Origin of the sequence: Antarcticimicrobium sediminis (genome assembly GCF_004348975.1) — a bacterium.
GTDB lineage: Bacteria > Pseudomonadota > Alphaproteobacteria > Rhodobacterales > Rhodobacteraceae > Antarcticimicrobium > Antarcticimicrobium sediminis.
The window spans coordinates 94,806-113,194 of record NZ_SMFP01000010.1; the positions used below are offsets into that span (position 1 = coordinate 94,806).

Genomic DNA, 18,389 nt, shown 5'->3' on the forward strand with positions numbered 1-18,389 from the left:
ACCGGGCGGACCATTAGCTTACATCTCGACCCAAAGAGGCAGATCTGCCTGTTTCAGAAGAGGATACGCCGGATGATCCCGAACCGTGGACCGCAGCGCACCAGAGCGCAAGCACACCATCAGGCCCGTGCCATTGCGCGGCGCGACGTCGCCCACCGGGGGCCGATTCTGGGGCTTGCACTGATTTTTCTGGTCGGGTTCGCGACTCTGCTCTCGGCGCAAGAGGTGGTCACAAAAAGCTATGGGTTCTCTGAATTCGGAGAGCTGAAATACCCCGAGGGATTCGCGCATTTCGACTATGTGAATCCTGATGCGCCCCGGGGGGGCGAGCTGTCTTATGCCGCACAGGGCACCTTTGACAACTTCAACCCCTTTACCCGTCAGGGCCGTGCCGGCGCGCGTTCGGGGGAGCAATATGAATCGCTGCTCTTCCCCTCTTATGACGAGCCGGCGGCCTATTACGGGTTGCTGGCCGAAAGTCTGGAATACCCGGAAAGTCAGGATTGGGTGATCTTCAACCTGCGCCCCGAAGCGCGGTTTTCCGATGGCACCCCGGTCACCGCCGAGGATGTGGTCTTTTCCCACAACATCCTGCTGGAACAGGGGCTGCAATCCTATGCCGAGGCGGTGCGCCGCCGTATCCCCAAGGCCGAGGCGCTGGGGCCGCATCGGGTGAAATTCTATTTCGCCCCGGATATTTCGCGCCGGGCGCTGATCACCCAGGTCGGCGGTACGCCGGTGTTCTCGAAAGCATGGTTCGAAGCCGATCCCGACAATCGCCGCATCGACAAGCCACGGATGGAGCCGGGTATCGGCAGCGGCCCCTATGTGCTCGACAGCTATGACATCAACCGCCGCGTGGTCTACAAGCGCAACCCCGACTATTGGGGCGATCATGTGAACGTGAATGTGGGGCGGAACAATTACGAGACCATCCGGATCGAGTATTTTTCTGATTCCATCGCGGCACTGGAGGCTTTCAAGGCCGGTGAATTCACCTTGCGGCAGGAGAACAACTCGAAAAGCTGGGCGAGCGCCTATGATTTCCCGGCGATCGACAAGGGCTGGGTTCTGCGCGAGGAACTTGAGGACGGCAATGTTCCGGATGCGACCGGCTTCGTGATGAACATGGACCGTCCACAGTTTCAGGACATCCGCGTGCGCGAGGCGGTGCAGCTGGCCTTTAACTTTGAGTGGACCAACGAGAGCCTGCAGTACGGCCTGTTCCGCCAGCGCCAGTCCTTTTGGCAGAACAGCCCGTTGGAGGCCAAGGGGCTGCCCGAGGGGCGCGAACGCGCGGTGCTGGAGGCGCTGGGCGATGATCTTGACCCTGCGTTGCTGGAATCCGAGCCGGTGATGGCCCATTCCAGCCGCGCCGACCGCCAGACCGACCGGGGCAATCTGCGCAAGGCGATGAAACTTCTGGACGCGGCTGGCTGGGCGGTGGGCGATGATGGCGTGCGCCGCAATGCACAGGGCCAGACCCTGCGGATCGAGTTTCTGTCCGACGACCCGGTGATGGACCGGATCGTGATGCCCTTCGTGGACAACCTGCAGGTGATGGGGATCGACGCCAGCTATAACCGGATCGACAACGCGCAGTTCACCCTGCGCCGACGCGAGCGTGATTTCGACATGATCTCGGCGGGCTACCGCACCTCGTTGCAGCCATCGACCGGGCTGTATCAGCAATATGGCAGCGAGGCGGCGGCCTATAGCGTGTTTAACCCCGCTGGCATTCACGGGCCGGATATCGAGGCCTTGATCGACAATATCGTTTCGGCGCGTGAATGGGAGGATCTGAGCGCGAATACCCGCGCGCTGGATCGGGTTCTGCGGGCCCGGCGGTTCATGGTGCCGACGTGGTATCTGGGCAAATACTGGGTGGCCTATTGGGACAAGTACGCCTATCCCGAGATCCTGCCGCCCTATGCGCTGGGCATCGAGGATCTGTGGTGGGTTGATGCCGACAAGGCCGCCGCGCTGACATCCTCTGGCGCATTGCGACAGTAACAAAAGGTCTGCCGTCCCGATGGGAGCATATATCCTCCGCCGCCTGTTGCTGGTGATTCCGACGCTGTTGGGAATCATGGTCATCAACTTTGTGCTGGTGCAATTCGTCCCCGGTGGTCCGGTGGAACAGATCATCGCCCAGATGGAAGGGGGCGGCGATGTGTTCGAAAGCTTTGCCGGTGGCGGGGCCGATGTGCAGGTCCAGACCGGGGCGAACGAACGCTATGTCGGGTCCCGTGGCCTGCCGCCAGAATTCATCGCCGAGCTGGAGCGCGAATTCGGGTTCGACAAACCGCCGCTGGAACGCTTTCTCAACATGATGTGGAATTACATGCGGCTCGATTTCGGGCAGAGCTATTTCCGCTCGATCGGGGTGACCGATCTGGTGCTGGAAAAGATGCCGGTGTCGATCAGTTTGGGGCTGTGGTCCACCATCATCGCCTATCTTGTGTCGATCCCGCTGGGGATCCGCAAGGCGGTGAAGGACGGCACCGGCTTTGACACCTGGACCAGCGGGCTGATCATCGTGGCCTATGCGATTCCGGGGTTCCTGTTCGCGATCCTGTTGCTGGTCCTGTTTGCCGGCGGCTCGTATTGGCAGGTGTTCCCGTTGCGCGGCCTGACCTCGGACAACTGGGAGGATCTGAGCCTGATCGGCAAGGCCGGGGACTATTTCTGGCATATTGCGCTTCCGGTCATCGCCTCGACCATCTCGGCCTTTGCGACGCTGACGCTGTTGACCAAGAACAGCTTTCTGGACGAGATCAAGAAACACTATGTCATGACCGCCCGTGCCAAGGGGCTGAGCGAGAGCGCGGTTCTGTATGGCCATGTGTTCCGCAACGCCATGCTGATCGTGATCGCCGGGTTTCCGGCGGTGTTCATAGGCATCTTCTTTTCCGGCTCGCTGATCATCGAGACGATCTTCTCGCTTGACGGGCTGGGCCGGCTCGGGTTCGAGGCGGCGGTGGCGCGGGATTATCCGGTGATCTTCGGCACCTTGTTCATCTTCGGGCTGATGAGCCTTGTGGTGGGGATTCTGAGCGATCTTATGTACGTTCTGATTGATCCGCGGATCGATTTCGAAAAGCGGGAGGGATAGGCATGGCGCTTTCTCCTCTGAATCAGCGCCGTTGGCGCAATTTCAAACGCAACCGTCGGGCCCTTTGGTCGCTGTGGATCTTTACCGTGTTGTTCGGCCTGTCGCTGTTCGCCGAGTTTCTGGCCAACGACAAACCGATCCTCGTGCAATACCGGGGCGGCTATTACATGCCGGTGTTCAACTTCTATCCCGAGACCGCTTTTGGCGGTGATTTCCAGACCGAGGCAATCTATCGCGACCCCGAGGTGCAATGCCTGATCGCCTCGGGCGGGCTGGAGGACTGTTTCGACATCCCTGATGAGATCATGGCGGAGATCGAGCAGGGCACGTTCGACAAGACCGCGGAAGGGTTTCAGCGCGGCTGGGCGATCTGGCCGCCGATTCCCTATTCCTTCAACACCACGGTTGATCGGCCCGGCGCGGCGCCGCTGCCGCCCAATGCGCAGAACTGGCTGGGCACCGACGACACCAAACGCGACGTGCTGGCGCGGGTGATCTATGGCTTCCGGCTGTCGATCCTGTTCACGCTGCTGGTCACCGGCGCGGCCAGTCTGCTGGGGGTGTCTGCGGGCGCCATTCAGGGGTTTTTCGGCGGCTGGGTCGATCTGATCTTTCAGCGGATGATCGAAATCTGGTCCGCCACGCCGTCGCTGTATGTCATCATCATCATGTTTGCCATTCTCGGGCGCGGCTTCTGGTTGCTGGTGGCGTTGATGGTGCTGTTCTCCTGGACCTCGCTGGTGGGCGTGGTGCGGGCGGAATTCCTGCGCGCGCGCAATCTGGAATATGTCCGTGCCGCCAAGGCGCTGGGCGTGGGCAACCTGACCATCATGTTCCGCCACATGCTGCCGAACGCGATGGTGGCGACGCTGACCATGCTACCCTTTATCGTCACCGGCACCATCGGCGCGCTGGCCAGTCTTGATTTCCTTGGCTTTGGCCTGCCGTCGTCGGCACCGTCGCTGGGCGAACTGACCTTGCAGGCGAAACAGAACCTGCAGGCGCCTTGGCTGGCCTTCACCGCCTTCTTTACCTTTGCCATCATGCTGTCGCTGCTGGTCTTCATCTTTGAAGGGGTGCGCGACGCCTTTGACCCGAGAAAGACCTTTCAATGAGCCTTCTGGAGGTTGAAAACCTGTCCGTCTCGTTCCGTCAGGACGGGCAGAGCATGCCCGCCGTTCGCGGCGTTTCCTTTTCTGTCGACAAGGGCGAAACCGTGGCGCTGGTGGGCGAGTCCGGCTCGGGCAAGTCGGTCTCGGCGCTGTCCACCGTGTCGCTGCTGAGCGAGAATGCACAGGTCGAAGGATCGGTCACCTACAAGGGCCAGCAGATGATCGGCGCCTCCGAGGCGCAGCTGCGCAAGGTGCGCGGCAATGACATCAGCTTTATCTTTCAGGAGCCGATGACCTCGCTGAACCCGCTGCACACGATCGAAAAGCAACTGGAAGAATCGCTGGCGCTGCATCAGGGGCTGGTGGGCGCGGCGGCCCGGACCCGAATCCTTGAGTTGTTGACTCGCGTCGGCATCCGCGACCCGGAAACCCGGCTAGGGGCCTATCCGCATCAACTGTCCGGCGGGCAGCGGCAGCGGGTGATGATCGCCATGGCACTGTCGAACAAGCCCGATATCCTGATCGCGGATGAGCCGACGACGGCGCTGGACGTGACGATTCAGGCGCAGATCCTTGATCTGCTGGAAGAGTTGAAGGCAAGCGAGGGGATGGGCCTGCTGTTCATCACCCATGATCTGGGCATCGTGCGACGGGTGGCGGATCGGGTCTGCGTGATGAAGGATGGCGAGATCGTCGAGTCCGGCCCGACTGCGGAGCTGTTCGCGAACCCGCAACATCCCTATACGAAAAAGCTGCTCGCCGCCGAACCCTCGGGGGCGCCGGACCCGGTGCCGGAGGGGGCGCCGGAGATCCTGCAATCGGATCACCTGCGGGTCTGGTTCCCGATCCAGCAGGGGTTTATGCGCCGGACGGTCGATCATGTGCGCGCGGTCAACGATGCGTCGATTTCGGTGCGCGCGGGCGAGACGCTGGGCATCGTAGGCGAAAGCGGATCGGGCAAGACCACCTTGGCGCTGGCGCTGATGCGGCTGATCGCCTCGGACGGGGGGATCACCTTTGACGGGCAGGATATCCGGCAATGGTCCACGCGCGAATTGCGGCGGCTGCGCAAGGACATGCAGGTGGTGTTTCAGGATCCGTTCGGCTCGCTCAGCCCGCGGATGACCTGCGCCCAGATCATCGCCGAGGGGTTGGCTATCCACAAGGTCGACCCGCACCGTGCCCCGCGCGAGTTGGTGCGTGAAGTGATGGTCGAAACCGGGTTGGACCCGGCGGCGATGGACCGCTATCCGCATGAATTCTCGGGCGGGCAGCGCCAGCGCATCGCCATTGCGCGCGCCATGGTGTTGCGCCCGCGCCTGCTGGTTCTGGACGAGCCGACCTCGGCATTGGACATGACGGTGCAGGTGCAGATCGTGAACCTGCTGCGTGATCTGCAGCGCAAATACGGGCTGGCCTATCTGTTCATCAGCCATGATCTCAGGGTGGTGCGGGCGATGTCGCACAAGGTGATGGTGATGAAACAGGGCGATATCGTCGAGGCCGGGCTGGCAGAGCAGATGTTCAATGCGCCCCAGACCGAATACACCCGCGCGCTGATCGCGGCGGCGGGATAGGCGCCTTTTCCGGCGATTGCTTCCCTCTGTGCCGTGGTGTCTTCAGATCGCCGAACTGTGGCCCGCCTTGCTTAGGTCATAGGCGTCGAAACTGCGCGCGATCATGCGGGTCAGCGGGTGCGCTTCAGGTTTGATCTCCAGCACGTTGTCGTGGTGCGCCAGCATGTTCGGAAAGGCGCGCTCGGCCGCGTTGAACATCGTTTCAAGCCTGCTTTGCGCGACCTCGAACCGGGTGCGAATTTCGTCGCCATCTATGCGGAAGTCGCACATTAGCATTTCGATCATGCGCCCGCGCATCCTGTCCTCGCCGTGAAACACATGACCGCGTGCTGTCGAAAACCGCCCGGCGCGAATCGCCGCCGTATGGGTCGAGGTGGCCGGGGCATTCTGAGCGTAGCCCTGCGGAAACCGCGAGATTGACGAGGCCCCGACGCCGATCAGAACCTCGGCCTGATCGTCGGTATAGCCCTGAAAATTGCGCCGCAACGTGCCGGCCTGTTGCGCCCGGGTCAGCCCGTCGTCGGGGCGGGCGAAATGGTCGATCCCGATCTCGGCATAGCCGTCCCAGTGGAACAGCCGGCGGGCGGTGTCGAACAGATCCAGCCGATCCTCGGGGGTGGGCAGAGAGTCGGAGGGGATGAGTTGTTGCCGTTTGGCCATCCACGGCACATGCGCATAGCCATAAAGCGCCACCCGGTCGGGGGTGAGCGACAGCAGTTTTTGCACGCTTTCGGTCATCCGCGTCCGGGTCTGGTGCGGCAGGCCGAACAGGATGTCGGCGTTCAGGCTTTCGATGCCGTGGGCGCGAATCATCTCCACCGTTTGGCGGGTCAGCTCATAGCTTTGGATGCGACCGATGGCCTTTTGGATCTCCTCGTCGAAATCCTGTACCCCGATCGAGGCCCGGGTCATGCCCGCCGCCGCCAGCGCGTCGAGCCTCGCCGCGTCAATCTCGTTCGGGTCGATTTCGACAGAAAACTCGGCGTCCGGGCCCATCGGCGCGACGTCAAAGATCGCCTTGGCCAGCTCTGTCATCATCGCCGGAGTCAGCAGGGTCGGGGTGCCGCCGCCCCAGTGCAGCCGCGACAGGGTCACCCCCTCGGGAAGGCGTTGGCCCAACAGGGCAAGCTCGGCCTTCAGGGTTTCGAGGTAGGCGATGACGGGGGCGTCGGTCTGGGTGCCCTGGGTACGGCAGGCGCAGAACCAGCACAGTCGGCGGCAGAACGGCACATGCACGTAGAGCGAAATTGCCCCCCCCGCCGGCACCGCCGTGATCCAGTCGGAAAACTGTTCAGGCCCAACGCCGGTACCGAAATGCGGCGCGGTGGGATAGCTGGTATAACGCGGAACTTTCGCGTCAAATAATCCCAGCTTGGACAATTGAGATTTTAGAGACATATGATTAAGCTTAAGGGTGTCCGAGATGTCTATTCTTTGACCCAGATCAACTGAGGTTCCCTCTCATGTCCGTGCAAACTCAAATGACTCCTGGAAACTGCTCGGACTGTCCGATTCGCCACCGCGCTGTTTGTGCGCGATGCGAAGTGGACGAGCTCAATGAGCTTGAAGAAATCAAGTATTATCGCAACTTCGAGGCGGGCCAGACGATCATCTGGTCGGGTGACAAGATGGGATTCGTGGGGTCGGTCGTCTCTGGCATCGCCTCGCTGACCCAGACGATGGAAGACGGGCGCACCCAGATGGTGGGCTTGCTGCTGCCCAGCGATTTCGTCGGTCGCCCGGGGCGCGACGGGGCGGCCTATGATGTCACGGCCACCACAGATGTCGTGATGTGTTGCTTCCGCAAGAAACCCTTTGAAGAGATGATGGAGCGCACCCCGCATATCGCCCATCGCCTGCTTGAGATGACGCTGGACGAACTGGACGCGGCGCGCGAATGGATGCTGGTTCTTGGCCGCAAGACCGCGCGCGAAAAGATCGCCTCGCTGCTGTCGATCGTTGCCCGGCGCGATGCCTCGCTCAGCCCCAACGGTCCGTCGGGGCCGATGGTCTTTGACCTGCCGCTGACGCGGGAGGCGATGGCGGATTATCTGGGCCTGACGCTGGAAACCGTCAGCCGCCAGATGTCGGCGCTGAAGAAGGACGGGGTGATCCAGCTGGAAGGCAAGCGCCATGTCACCATTCCCGATATGCGCCGGCTGATGGACGAAGCTGGCGATGATGCCGACGGCGGCTTTCTGGGCTAGGGCTCCGCTCCTTACCCAGTCTCCCTTAGCCCCTGCGTCCCCTCCAACCTCTGCGCTGCGGCGGCAAACCCGCCCAGCCGCGCCGCCGCCTCAAAGGTGCGCAGCGCGGTGAGCGGCAGCGTTTTCGTGCGGGACGGCGTCGAAAACGCTGCGCAAGGCCGGGTTTCTGGCCTGCGGTATCGGGCTGCCAATTGCCCCGGTCGAAGGCGACATGAACGGGCTGCGCAGCACTGACCCGCAGGCGCTGGCCGCTGACACGGCGGCGCTCCGGGCCCAGTTTCAGGGGATGCACTATGTCCTGAACTGAAACGTGAGAGACGAAAACGGGGTGCGACCGTCAGGCCGCACCCCGTGAACTGGTGGATCAAAACCGAAGCATCACCGGGCCGGAGCCCGGCATCAGATCCGGATCAATGGGCCATGAAGACCGGAACCTTGGCCTGTTCCAGCATGTTGCGGGTGGCGCCGCCCAAAATCGCCTCGCGAAAGCGCGAATGGCCATAGGCCCCCATCACGATCATGTCGGCGCTGGTATCGGCGGCGTGGCGGTTCAGCACGTCCGAGACCCGTGTCATGGTTTTGCTGAGCACGTCGATTTCGCAATTCACACCATGGCGCGACAACATCTGCGACAGCAGCCCACCGGGGTCCGAGCGTTCCGGCCCGTGCTGCGGCGGGTCGATCACCACGATTCGCACCTGTTCGGCGGCGGTCAGAAACGGCATCGCCTTGCGGATCGCCGACATCGACTCGACACTTTCGTTCCAAGCGACCAGAACCGTGCCGGGCTGGCTGATCGGGGTGGCCCCGTCTGGCACCACCAGAACCGGCGCATGTCCGTCAAACATCGCGGCTTCGACAATCGGCTCGGCCTCGGCGCCGTGGCCGTCACCATAGGGGCGCGGCAGCACCACCAGATCGGCAAACCGAGCGCGATAGGCCACATGACGCCCCAGATCCGCGATCTGCGCCACGCCATCCTCGGCTGACCAGCGCACGCCCGATTTGCCCAGTTTTTCCTTGGCATAGGCCAGTGTCGCCTCGGCCTCGGCGGTGGCGCGCTCCAGCGTTTCTTGCAGGATCATCGCGTTGGCCCCGGCATAATAATATCCGGTCTGCGTCCGATCTACGCCCAAGCAAAGCGCCTCGGCGTGGGCGTCCTGTGCGCCGGCCAGCGCGACCAGTTGCTCCAGCGCCGCGTCTGACACTTTCGGATCCGTCAGGACGGTCAGCAGGGTTTTGTAAGCCATTGGCACCTCGTTGTCTTTTCATCTGGCTTCATCTACATTCGGAAGCCTTTACAGGATAGTGTCGATGCCTCTCATAGATTTGGCAAGTGTGTTTTGATACAGATCAAAGCGATGGCGGGGGTGCTCCTGCATCAAACGATCGGTCTGAATCCGTTTGGCGCGACGGAAGAATCGCGCGGGACAAGGAAAAGGGACATGAAATGTCTAATACTCTCAAGCTAATCGCGCTTGGTTTGATTGCGTTGTTCTCGGCAATGGCAATGAACTACGCGCGCGATACAGCTTACTTGGTGCACGCAACGATTATTTTGCTGGTGTCCGGTGGTCTGTTTCTCTTCACCTTGCGCAGAACGGGCGAACCGATGCCCGCGAACCCGCAAAACGAATACTTCGACAGCGTCGTGCGCGCCGGCGTGATCGCGACGGTGTTCTGGGGCGTGGTCGGCTTTCTGGTCGGCACCTTCATCGCATTTCAGCTGGCCTTCCCGCAGCTCAACTTTGAATGGTTGAACGGGCATGGCAACTTCGGTCGTATGCGTCCGCTGCACACCAGTGCGGTGATCTTTGCCTTTGGCGGCAACGCGCTGATCGCAACCTCCTTCTTTGTTGTTCAGCGGACCAGCGCCGCACGGCTTTGGGGCGGCAACCTGGCCTGGTTCGTGTTCTGGGGCTATCAGCTGTTCATCGTGCTGGCCGCCACCGGCTATTTGCTGGGCGCGACCCAATCCCGGGAATACGCCGAGCCGGAGTGGCATGTGGACCTGTGGCTGACGATTGTCTGGGTCGCCTATCTGGCGGTGTTCCTGGGCACGATCATGAAGCGCAAGGAACCCCATATCTACGTCGCCAACTGGTTCTATCTGTCCTTCATCGTCACTGTCGCAATGCTACACGTGGTCAACAACATCTCGATCCCGATTTCGATCTGGGGCTCGCGTTCGGTTCAGGTGATGTCCGGCGTACAGGATGCGATGACCCAGTGGTGGTATGGTCATAACGCGGTCGGGTTCTTCCTGACGGCGGGGTTCTTGGGCATGATGTATTATTTCATCCCGAAACAGGCCGAGCGCCCTGTGTTCAGCTATAAACTGTCGATCATCCACTTCTGGGCGCTGATCTTCATCTATATCTGGGCCGGTCCGCACCACCTGCACTATACCGCGCTGCCCGACTGGGCCACGACGCTGGGCATGGTGTTCTCGATTGCGCTTTGGATGCCCTCTTGGGGCGGCATGATCAACGGGCTGATGACACTGTCGGGGGCGTGGGACAAGCTGCGCACCGACCCTGTCATCCGCATGATGGTGATTTCGGTCGGCTTCTACGGCATGTCCACATTCGAGGGGCCGATGATGTCGATCCGTTCGGTCAACTCGCTGTCGCACTATACCGACTGGACCATTGGTCACGTGCATTCCGGCGCATTGGGCTGGAACGGGATGATCACCTTTGGGGCGCTGTACTTCCTGGTGCCCGTGCTGTGGAAGCGTGAACGCCTGTACAGCCTGCAGATGGTGTCCTGGCACTTCTGGTTGGCGACCATCGGCATCGTGCTCTACGCGGCGTCGATGTGGGTCACCGGCATCATGGAAGGTCTGATGTGGCGCGAAGTGGACGCAAACGGGTTCTTGGTGAACTCTTTCGCGGATACCGTGGCGGCCAAGCATCCGATGTATGTGGTGCGCGGTCTGGGCGGGGTCATGTACCTCACCGGCGGTCTCATAATGGCCTATAACCTGTGGATGACCGTTAAGCGGGCGCCGGCTAAAGAAAGCCTCGCGACCGTGGTCCCGGCTGAATAAGGAGGGCTGGAGCAATGGCAATTCTCGACAAGCATAAAATCATCGAGACCAACGCGACCCTCCTGCTGGTATTCAGCTTTTTGGTCGTGACCATCGGCGGCATCGTGCAGATCGCACCGCTGTTCTGGTTGGAAAACACCATCGAGAAGGTGGAGGGCATGCGCCCTTACACCCCGCTCGAACTGGCCGGGCGCGAGATCTATATTCGCGAAGGCTGCTATGTGTGTCACAGCCAGATGATCCGTCCCATGCGGGACGAGGTCGAACGCTATGGCCACTATTCGCTGGCGGCGGAGTCGATGTACGACCACCCGTTCCAGTGGGGCTCCAAGCGGACCGGGCCTGACTTGGCCCGGGTCGGTGGGCGCTATTCGGACGAATGGCACGTGGATCACCTGACGAACCCGCAATCGGTGGTACCTGAATCGGTGATGCCGAAATATGGCTTCCTCAAGCACACCGAGGTTGATGGGCGCTATATTGAGGACGTCATGTCTCAGCATGCCTTCGTTGGCGTGCCCTATACCGAAGACATGCTGAAAACTGGGCAGGCCGACTTTCTTGCGCAGTCCGACCCCGACAGCGATTATGACGGGTTGGTCGAACGCTATGGTGAAAGCAGCGTGAATGTACGCAACTTTGACGGGTTGCCCGGGGTTTCCGAGATGGATGCCTTGATCGCCTATCTGCAAATGTTGGGCACGCTGGTCGATTTCTCGACCTTCACGCCTGACGCCAGCCGCTGAGGAGGGACACATGGAAATCTATACGCTTCTCAGGGAATTCGCAGATAGCTGGATGCTGCTTGCGCTATTTGCCTTCTTTGTCGGGGTTGTTGTCTGGGTGTTCCGCCCGGGCAGCAGCAAGACCTATCGCGACACGGCTGATATCCCTTTCCGGCATGACGACAAACCGGCCACGGATAAGGAGGCCCGGACATGAGCAAGGCACCCCAAAGACAAAAGGGCGATCCGGAAACCACCGGCCATAGCTGGGACGGCATCGAAGAGTTCAACAATCCGCTGCCGCGTTGGTGGCTGTGGACCTTCTATGTCTGCATCATCTGGGCCATCGCGTATTCGATCGCCTACCCGGCCTGGCCGGGGATCAAGGGCGCGACCACCGGCCTGCTTGGCTGGTCCACCCGCGGTGATGTCCAGGTCGAGATCGATGCGGTGAACGAGGCCAACGCGGCGATCAATGCTGAACTGGTCTCGGCCGAGCTGACCGAGATCCCGGCCAATCCGGAGCTCAACACCTATGCGGTTTCGGCCGGGGGTGCGGTGTTCAAGACTTGGTGCGCCCAGTGTCACGGGTCTGGCGCGGCTGGCGCCAAGGGCTATCCCAACCTGCTGGATGACGACTGGCTTTGGGGCGGCAGCATCGAAGACATCCACACCACGATCTCGCACGGCGTGCGCAACGAGGACGACGCAGATGCGCGGTATTCCGCGATGCCCGCCTTTGGCCGTGACGAGTTGCTGGTCGAGGACGAGATTGATCAGGTGACGAACTTCGTCATGTCGCTTTCGGGCACTCCGCAGGATGCGGCAATGGTCGATGCCGGCGCGGTGGTGTTTGCGGACAACTGTGCGGCCTGTCACATGGAGGCAGGCACCGGCGATCGGGCCCAGGGTGCGCCGAACCTGACCGATGCGATCTGGCTCTATGGGGGGGATTTCAACACCATCAAGGAGACAGTCACCAACGCCCGCTTTGGCGTGATGCCCGCGTGGGGCCTGCGTCTGAGCGAAGATCAGATCCGGGCGGCTGCGCTTTATGTCCACCAGTTGGGCGGCGGCGAATAGCCTGTGATGTGAAATACCTCCGGACCGTCCTTGCGGTCCGGAGGCACGGCGTCGGCTTTTCGATCTGTTCGCGCGTTTCCTGAGAAGCCGACGCCGACCAAGCTCTGAATTCAAATCTTCACGCGATTGCGGGCCCGTCCATCTCTTCGGAAATGGGCGGGCCCGTTCGGTTTTGTCGTGCGCTCAGCCTTGGCCGAAAGCCCAGGCCAGCCACCAGGGGCGGGCGGGCCTGTGGCCTGCCACTGTTGCGGGCGGCATGGGCTTGATCGCGACGGGGCCGGTGCGGGTGGCGGTCATGAAACTCTGGGCATAGATGACGATCATCGTCCCCTCCTGTGTCTGTGGTTTGATCTGCGGTTTGATCTGTGAGGACAGGCTTGACTGAGGCCGGGTCAGGATGCGACTCAATTGGGCATGCATCCTGTAAGTGAGGCTTACATATGGACTGGCTGACGATGCCGCCGCTTTCGGCGCTGCGTGCCTTTTCCGCCTTTGCCGAAGCAGGCAAGCTCAGCGACGCTGGCGCGGCGCTGAACATCAGCCACGCGGCTGTAAGCCAGCAGTTGCGCGCGCTTGAGCGATATATGGGCGTGCCGCTGTTGGACCGGACCGGCCGGGCGTTGCGGCTAACGGCCGAGGGGCGGCAATTGGCCGATTCGCTGGCGTTGGGGTTCGGCACCATCTCGGCCACGGTGCAGGAGCTGACGGGCCGGGGCGCCGACCGGCCGCTGCATGTCTCGGTCACGCCCAGTTTTGCGGGGGCTTGGCTGATGCCGCGCCTGGCCGGGTTTTCTCAGACCCATCCCGATATCAACCTGCGCGTCGATCCGACGCCACAGCTTGTCGATCTGACACCCGGCGGCATTGATCTGGCGCTGCGCCATGGAAAGGGGCCCTGGCCGGGGTTGCAAAGCGAAGCACTGCTGGACGCGCAACTGATCGTGGTTGCCGCGCCAGCGCTGTTGCAGGGCCGACAGGTCGGGCACCCCGCCGATCTGGTTGATCTGCCCTGGATCGAAGAACTGGGCACCAACGAGGCCAGCACATGGCTGGAGACCCATGGCGCCGCGCCCGGGGCGGCCCGCCGTCGGACCCAGCTTCCCGGTAATCTGATGCTGGAAAGCGCACGTCAGGGGTTGGGGGTGCTGATCACCGTGCGCCTTTTTGTCGAACCCGACCTTGCCGCAGGTCGTCTGGTCGAGCTGTTCGAGATGCGCCACGACGCCCGCTATCACATCGTCACACGGCCCGGCGTATTGCGCCCCGCCGCCCGTGCTTTTGTCGCGTGGTTGCGGCGCGAGGCGCGCGTCACAAGAGCGCATTGAAAACCTGCCTTCCCGATGTGCATTAACCCGCGTATGTTTTGACCCATATCAAGGTCACGTGCCGCGTCAGGTGTGACAAGGCCCCAACCCCAAAGACCAGCCGGAGTATGTCCGTGAGCGATTCCCCCTCAGCCCCCAGCCTTTATGCCGCTCGGGAGCCGATTTATCCCCGTCGCGTGTCGGGAAAGTTCCGCTATCTCAAGTGGGGGCTGCTCAGCCTCATGCTGGGGCTGTATTATATGACCCCTTGGATTCGCTGGGATCGTGGCCCGGCGCTTCCGGATCAGGCTGTGCTGCTGGATCTGGCGAATCGCCGCTTTTACTTCTTCTGGATCGAGATCTGGCCGCATGAATTCTATTTCGTCGCCGGTCTGTTGATCATGGCCGGTTTGGGGCTGTTTCTGTTCACCTCGGCGCTGGGCCGGGTCTGGTGCGGCTATGCCTGCCCGCAGACGGTCTGGACTGACCTGTTCATTCTGGTCGAACGCTGGGTCGAGGGTGATCGCAATGCGCGGCTGCGCCTGCACCGGCAGAAAAAGCTCGATTTCCGCAAGGTCCGGCTGCGACTCACGAAATGGACGGCCTGGCTGCTGATCTCGGTGGCGACCGGCGGGGCTTGGGTGTTCTATTTCACGGACGCGCCGACGCTGGTTCTGGATATCCTCTCACTGCACGTCCACCCGGTCGCCTATATGACCATCGCGGTGCTGACGGCCACGACCTTCCTTTTTGGCGGGTTCGCGCGCGAACAGATCTGTATCTATGCCTGCCCCTGGCCGCGTATTCAGGCGGCGATGATGGACGAGGACACGATCACCATTGGCTATCGCGAGTGGCGTGGTGAGCCGCGCGGCAAACTCCGCAAGGGTGAGGGCTCCGAGGAACGTGGCGACTGCATCGACTGTATGGCCTGCGTCAACGTCTGCCCGATGGGGATCGACATCCGCGATGGCCAGCAACTGGCCTGCATCACCTGCGGGCTGTGCATTGACGCCTGCGACGACACGATGGACAAGATCGGCAAGCCGCGCGGGTTGATCGACTATATGGCGCTGAGCGACGAGGCGGCAGAGCGGGCTGGCACCGCGCCGAAGAACATCTGGAAGCATATCCTGCGTCCGCGCACCATCTTCTACACCGTGTTGTGGGCGTTGGTGGGCTTCGGGCTGGTCTTTGCGCTGTTCATCCGCGCCGATATCGACCTGACCGTGGCACCGGTGCGCAACCCGACCTTTGTCACCTTGTCGGATGGCTCGATCCGCAACACCTATGATATCCGACTGCGCAACAAGCATGGCGAGGTGCGTCCGTTCAAAATGTCGCTGGTGGGCGACCCGGCCCTGAGCATCCAGCTGGAAGGGGTGGCCACGGACACGGTTGATGTTCCGGCGGACACGGCCCATCTTCAAAGGGTCTATGTTGTGGCGCCCAAGGGGTCGGCGCCTGCGAATGCCCAGGCCAGCGATCTGCGATTCTGGATCGAGGATCTGGACAGCGGCGAGCGCGCCTTCAGGGACAGCACCTTCAACGGTCGGGAGAACTGAACCATGGCGGAACGCGAATTCACCGGACGTCATGCTTTGATGGTCTTTGTCGGGGCCTTCGGGGTGATCATCGGGGTGAACCTCTGGCTGGCGTATAGTGCGGTCAGCACCTTTCCCGGGCTCGAAGTCGCGAATTCCTATGTCGCCAGCCAAGAGTTCGACAACCGTCGCGCCGCGCAAGAGGCGCTGGGCTGGAGCGTCGACGTAAGGCACAGCGGCGGGTTGATGATCATGGCGATCAGCGACAGTCAGGGCGCGCCGGTCCGGGTGGCGGCAATGGATGCCACCATCGGCCGCGCAACCGAGCGCAAGGACGACGTGACCCCGGCGTTTGAATTCGACGGTGTGGCCTATACCGCCCCGGTCGAACTGCGCCCGGGGAAATGGGATCTGCGCCTCAAGGCCAAGGCCGCGGACGGCACCGATTTCATCCAGCGTCTGGTGTTCTATGTGAATGGCTGAGACATGACAGCTGAACTTCGCCCCCCATCGGCGGCCGCCTGTCCCGGCTGTCTTGCCGCTCCGGTCAAGCCGATCGAAGAGGCGCCGAAAGATGCCCGTATCGCGCTGTCGTTGCCGGGCATCCATTGTCAGGCCTGTATCTCGACGGTCGAGCGTGAATTGGCCGCGACCCCGGGGGTGCAGACGGCGCGGGTCAACCTGACACTCAAACGCGCGATGATCGAGGCCGATCCGGATATTCGCGCCGTCGACCTGATCCCGGTTCTGCAACGCGCGGGCTATGAGGCGCATGAACTTGACCCCGGCGCGCTGCAGGCGACCCAGACCGACCGGGCCGGGCGCGACCTGTTGATGCGGCTGGCGGTTGCGGGCTTTGCCTCGATGAACGTGATGCTGTTGTCGGTTTCGGTCTGGTCCGGGGCCAGCGACGCGACGCGCGACATGTTCCACTGGATCTCGGCCGCGATCACCCTTCCTGCCATCGCGTTTTCGGCGCAGCCGTTTTTCCGCAATGCCTGGGCGGCGCTGTCGGTGGGCCGGTTGAACATGGATGTGCCGATCGTGCTGGCCATCGTGCTGGCGCTGGTCACCTCGCTTTGGGAAACCTCGCTGTCGGGGGCGCATGCCTATTTCGACGCCGCGCTGACGCTGACCTTCTTCCTGTTGGCCGGTCGCTATCTCGACTATCGCACCCGTGCCGTGGCGCGTTCCGCCGCCGAGGAATTGACCGCGCTGGAGGTGCCCCGCGCCCTAAGGCTGACCGCAGACGGGACCGAAGAGGAGGTCTCTGTTTCCGCGTTGAAGATCGGCGACCTGATCCGGGTGCGCCCCGGTGGGCGGATGCCGGTCGATGGTGAAATCACCGAGGGCCGCTCGGAACTTGACCGCTCGCTGCTGACCGGGGAAACCGTGCCGGTCTATGCCGAACCGGGTTTTGGCGTGTCGGCGGGTGAGGTCAACCTGACCGGCCCCTTGACCGTGCGCGCCAGCGCGGTGGGCGAGGATACCTCGCTGCACCGGATTGCCGATCTGGTGGCGATCGCGGAATCCGGGCGCTCGCGCTATACCTCGCTGGCCGACAAGGCGGCGCGGCTCTATGCGCCGGGGGTTCATATTCTTTCGGCGCTCAGCTTTGCGGGCTGGTTTCTGTATACGTGGGATCTGCGCACCGCGCTGAACATTGCCGCCGCCGTGTTGATCATCACCTGTCCCTGTGCGCTGGGTCTTGCGGTGCCTGCGGTGACCACCGCCGCCTCGGGGCGGCTGTTCCGCAAGGGAATGTTGATCAAACATGCGACCGCGCTGGAGCGGTTGTCGCAGGTTGATACCGTGGTGTTCGACAAGACCGGCACCCTGACAGCTGGCACGCCGGAGCTGACCAATCTGGGCGATCACACCAGCGCCGATCTGGAAATCGCGCTGGCGCTGGCCGAAGGCTCGTCGCACCCGCTGTCTGTCGCGCTTACACGCGCGGCGCGTGAGGCTGGGATCACACCGGCCAAGGTCAGCGATCTGAGCGAGGTGCCGGGCTTTGGCACGCAGGGGGTCTGGCGCGGGCGTCAGGTGCGCTTGGGCCGGGCCGCTTGGGTCGGGGCGACGCAGGGGGTCCGCACGGTCGCTTGGCTTTCAGTCGGCGAGGGCGAACCGCATCCGTTCTATTTCTCTGACGCGCTGCGCCCCGGTGCGGCCGAGGCGGTGGCGGCGCTGCAAAAATCAGGGAAAGAGGTGCTGTTGATCTCTGGCGACACCGCTGGCGCGGTCGAGGCGCTGGCGCAGCGTCTGGGCATCGTCAAATGGGTGGCCGAGGCCCTGCCACAGGACAAGGCCGCGCGCATCGCCACACTGACCGATGAGGGCAAGAAGGTTCTGATGGTCGGCGACGGGCTGAATGACACCGCCGCGCTTGCCGCCGCGCATGTGTCGATTTCGCCTGCCTCCGCGCTCGACGCCGCGCGCGTGGCGTCTGATATCGTGCTGTTGGGACAGGATTTGTCTCCGATTCCCGATGCCTGCGACACCGCCGTCAAGGCGACGCGGCGCATCCGTGAAAACTTTCGCATCGCCACGGTCTATAACCTGATCGCGGTGCCGCTGGCGGTAGCGGGGCTGGCGACGCCGCTGATTGCCGCATTGGCGATGTCGTCCTCGTCGATTACGGTTTCGCTGAACGCGCTGAGACTGAGGTAA

Annotated in this window: 16 protein-coding genes; 13 read left to right on the forward strand and 3 right to left on the reverse strand. The window is 62.3% G+C overall.

What is annotated here, in order from left to right; genetic code table 11:
* Positions 1–72: 72 nt before the first annotated feature.
* The 4 genes from E1B25_RS15200 to E1B25_RS15215 are packed head-to-tail and all read left to right on the forward strand — an operon-like array spanning position 73 to position 5,804.
* Positions 73–2,013 (forward strand): extracellular solute-binding protein, encoded by a 1,941-nt coding sequence (locus E1B25_RS15200; protein WP_132830370.1) that lies wholly within the window; start codon positions 73–75, stop codon positions 2,011–2,013.
* 19 nt (positions 2,014–2,032) lie between these two features.
* Positions 2,033–3,115, forward strand: coding sequence for a microcin C ABC transporter permease YejB (locus tag E1B25_RS15205; RefSeq protein WP_132830371.1), 1,083 nt, complete (start codon positions 2,033–2,035; stop codon positions 3,113–3,115).
* A 2-nt stretch (positions 3,116–3,117) separates the two neighbouring features.
* Positions 3,118–4,230 (forward strand): ABC transporter permease, encoded by a 1,113-nt coding sequence (locus E1B25_RS15210; RefSeq protein WP_132830372.1) that lies wholly within the window; start codon positions 3,118–3,120, stop codon positions 4,228–4,230.
* Positions 4,227–5,804, forward strand: coding sequence for an ABC transporter ATP-binding protein (locus E1B25_RS15215; protein WP_132830373.1), 1,578 nt, complete (start codon positions 4,227–4,229; stop codon positions 5,802–5,804). Before E1B25_RS15210 ends, E1B25_RS15215 begins: the two co-directional genes overlap by 4 nt.
* 42 nt (positions 5,805–5,846) lie before the next feature.
* Here the strand turns inward: E1B25_RS15215 and hemN are convergent, their stop codons facing one another.
* Positions 5,847–7,202 carry an oxygen-independent coproporphyrinogen III oxidase gene (gene hemN, locus E1B25_RS15220; RefSeq protein WP_132830374.1) on the reverse strand — a complete coding sequence of 452 codons (1,356 nt, stop codon included), beginning with the start codon at positions 7,200–7,202 and terminating at the stop codon, positions 5,847–5,849.
* 65 nt (positions 7,203–7,267) lie between these two features.
* On the opposite strand from hemN, the gene fnrL reads away from it, so the two are divergent.
* A complete protein-coding gene (fnrL, locus tag E1B25_RS15225; RefSeq protein WP_132830375.1) occupies positions 7,268–8,011 on the forward strand; it encodes a transcriptional regulator FnrL in 744 nt (247 codons plus the stop codon).
* A 410-nt stretch (positions 8,012–8,421) separates the two neighbouring features.
* On the opposite strand, the gene E1B25_RS15240 is transcribed toward fnrL, so the two are convergent.
* The gene (locus tag E1B25_RS15240; RefSeq protein ID WP_132830377.1) at positions 8,422–9,261 is read right to left on the reverse strand and encodes a universal stress protein; all 840 of its coding nucleotides are present in this window, start codon (positions 9,259–9,261) and stop codon (positions 8,422–8,424) included.
* A gap of 200 nt (positions 9,262–9,461) precedes the next feature.
* On the opposite strand from E1B25_RS15240, the gene ccoN reads away from it, so the two are divergent.
* The 4 genes from ccoN to ccoP are packed head-to-tail and all read left to right on the forward strand — an operon-like array spanning position 9,462 to position 12,871.
* Positions 9,462–11,063 carry a cytochrome-c oxidase, cbb3-type subunit I gene (gene ccoN, locus E1B25_RS15245; RefSeq protein ID WP_132830378.1) on the forward strand — a complete coding sequence of 534 codons (1,602 nt, stop codon included), beginning with the start codon at positions 9,462–9,464 and terminating at the stop codon, positions 11,061–11,063.
* A gap of 14 nt (positions 11,064–11,077) precedes the next feature.
* Positions 11,078–11,809, forward strand: a complete 732-nt coding sequence (gene ccoO, locus E1B25_RS15250; protein WP_132830379.1) for a cytochrome-c oxidase, cbb3-type subunit II — start codon at positions 11,078–11,080, stop codon at positions 11,807–11,809.
* Positions 11,810–11,819: 10 nt separating this feature from the next.
* Entirely contained in the window at positions 11,820–12,005 is a 186-nt protein-coding gene (locus E1B25_RS15255) for a cbb3-type cytochrome c oxidase subunit 3 (RefSeq protein ID WP_132830380.1), read from the forward strand.
* Entirely contained in the window at positions 12,002–12,871 is an 870-nt protein-coding gene (gene ccoP, locus E1B25_RS15260; RefSeq protein ID WP_132830381.1) for a cytochrome-c oxidase, cbb3-type subunit III, read from the forward strand. The genes E1B25_RS15255 and ccoP overlap by 4 nt, the downstream gene beginning before the upstream one ends.
* A 183-nt stretch (positions 12,872–13,054) precedes the next feature.
* Here ccoP and E1B25_RS22175 read toward each other — a convergent pair whose 3' ends face one another.
* Entirely contained in the window at positions 13,055–13,195 is a 141-nt protein-coding gene (locus tag E1B25_RS22175) for a hypothetical protein (protein ID WP_165937632.1), read from the reverse strand.
* Positions 13,196–13,311: 116 nt separating this feature from the next.
* Here E1B25_RS22175 and E1B25_RS15265 point away from each other — a divergent pair, with 116 nt between their 5' ends.
* The 4 genes from E1B25_RS15265 (at position 13,312) to E1B25_RS15280 (ending at position 18,389) form a co-directional block, all read left to right on the forward strand.
* Positions 13,312–14,196: a LysR family transcriptional regulator gene (locus E1B25_RS15265; protein WP_132830382.1), complete on the forward strand. Its 885-nt coding sequence runs from the start codon at positions 13,312–13,314 to the stop codon at positions 14,194–14,196.
* A gap of 107 nt (positions 14,197–14,303) precedes the next feature.
* On the forward strand, positions 14,304–15,740 hold the full coding sequence (gene ccoG / locus E1B25_RS15270) for a cytochrome c oxidase accessory protein CcoG (protein ID WP_206338558.1): 1,437 nt from the start codon (positions 14,304–14,306) through the stop codon (positions 15,738–15,740).
* Positions 15,741–15,743: 3 nt separating this feature from the next.
* Entirely contained in the window at positions 15,744–16,202 is a 459-nt protein-coding gene (locus E1B25_RS15275) for a FixH family protein (RefSeq protein WP_132830384.1), read from the forward strand.
* A gap of 3 nt (positions 16,203–16,205) precedes the next feature.
* On the forward strand, positions 16,206–18,389 hold the full coding sequence (locus E1B25_RS15280; RefSeq protein ID WP_132830385.1) for a heavy metal translocating P-type ATPase: 2,184 nt from the start codon (positions 16,206–16,208) through the stop codon (positions 18,387–18,389).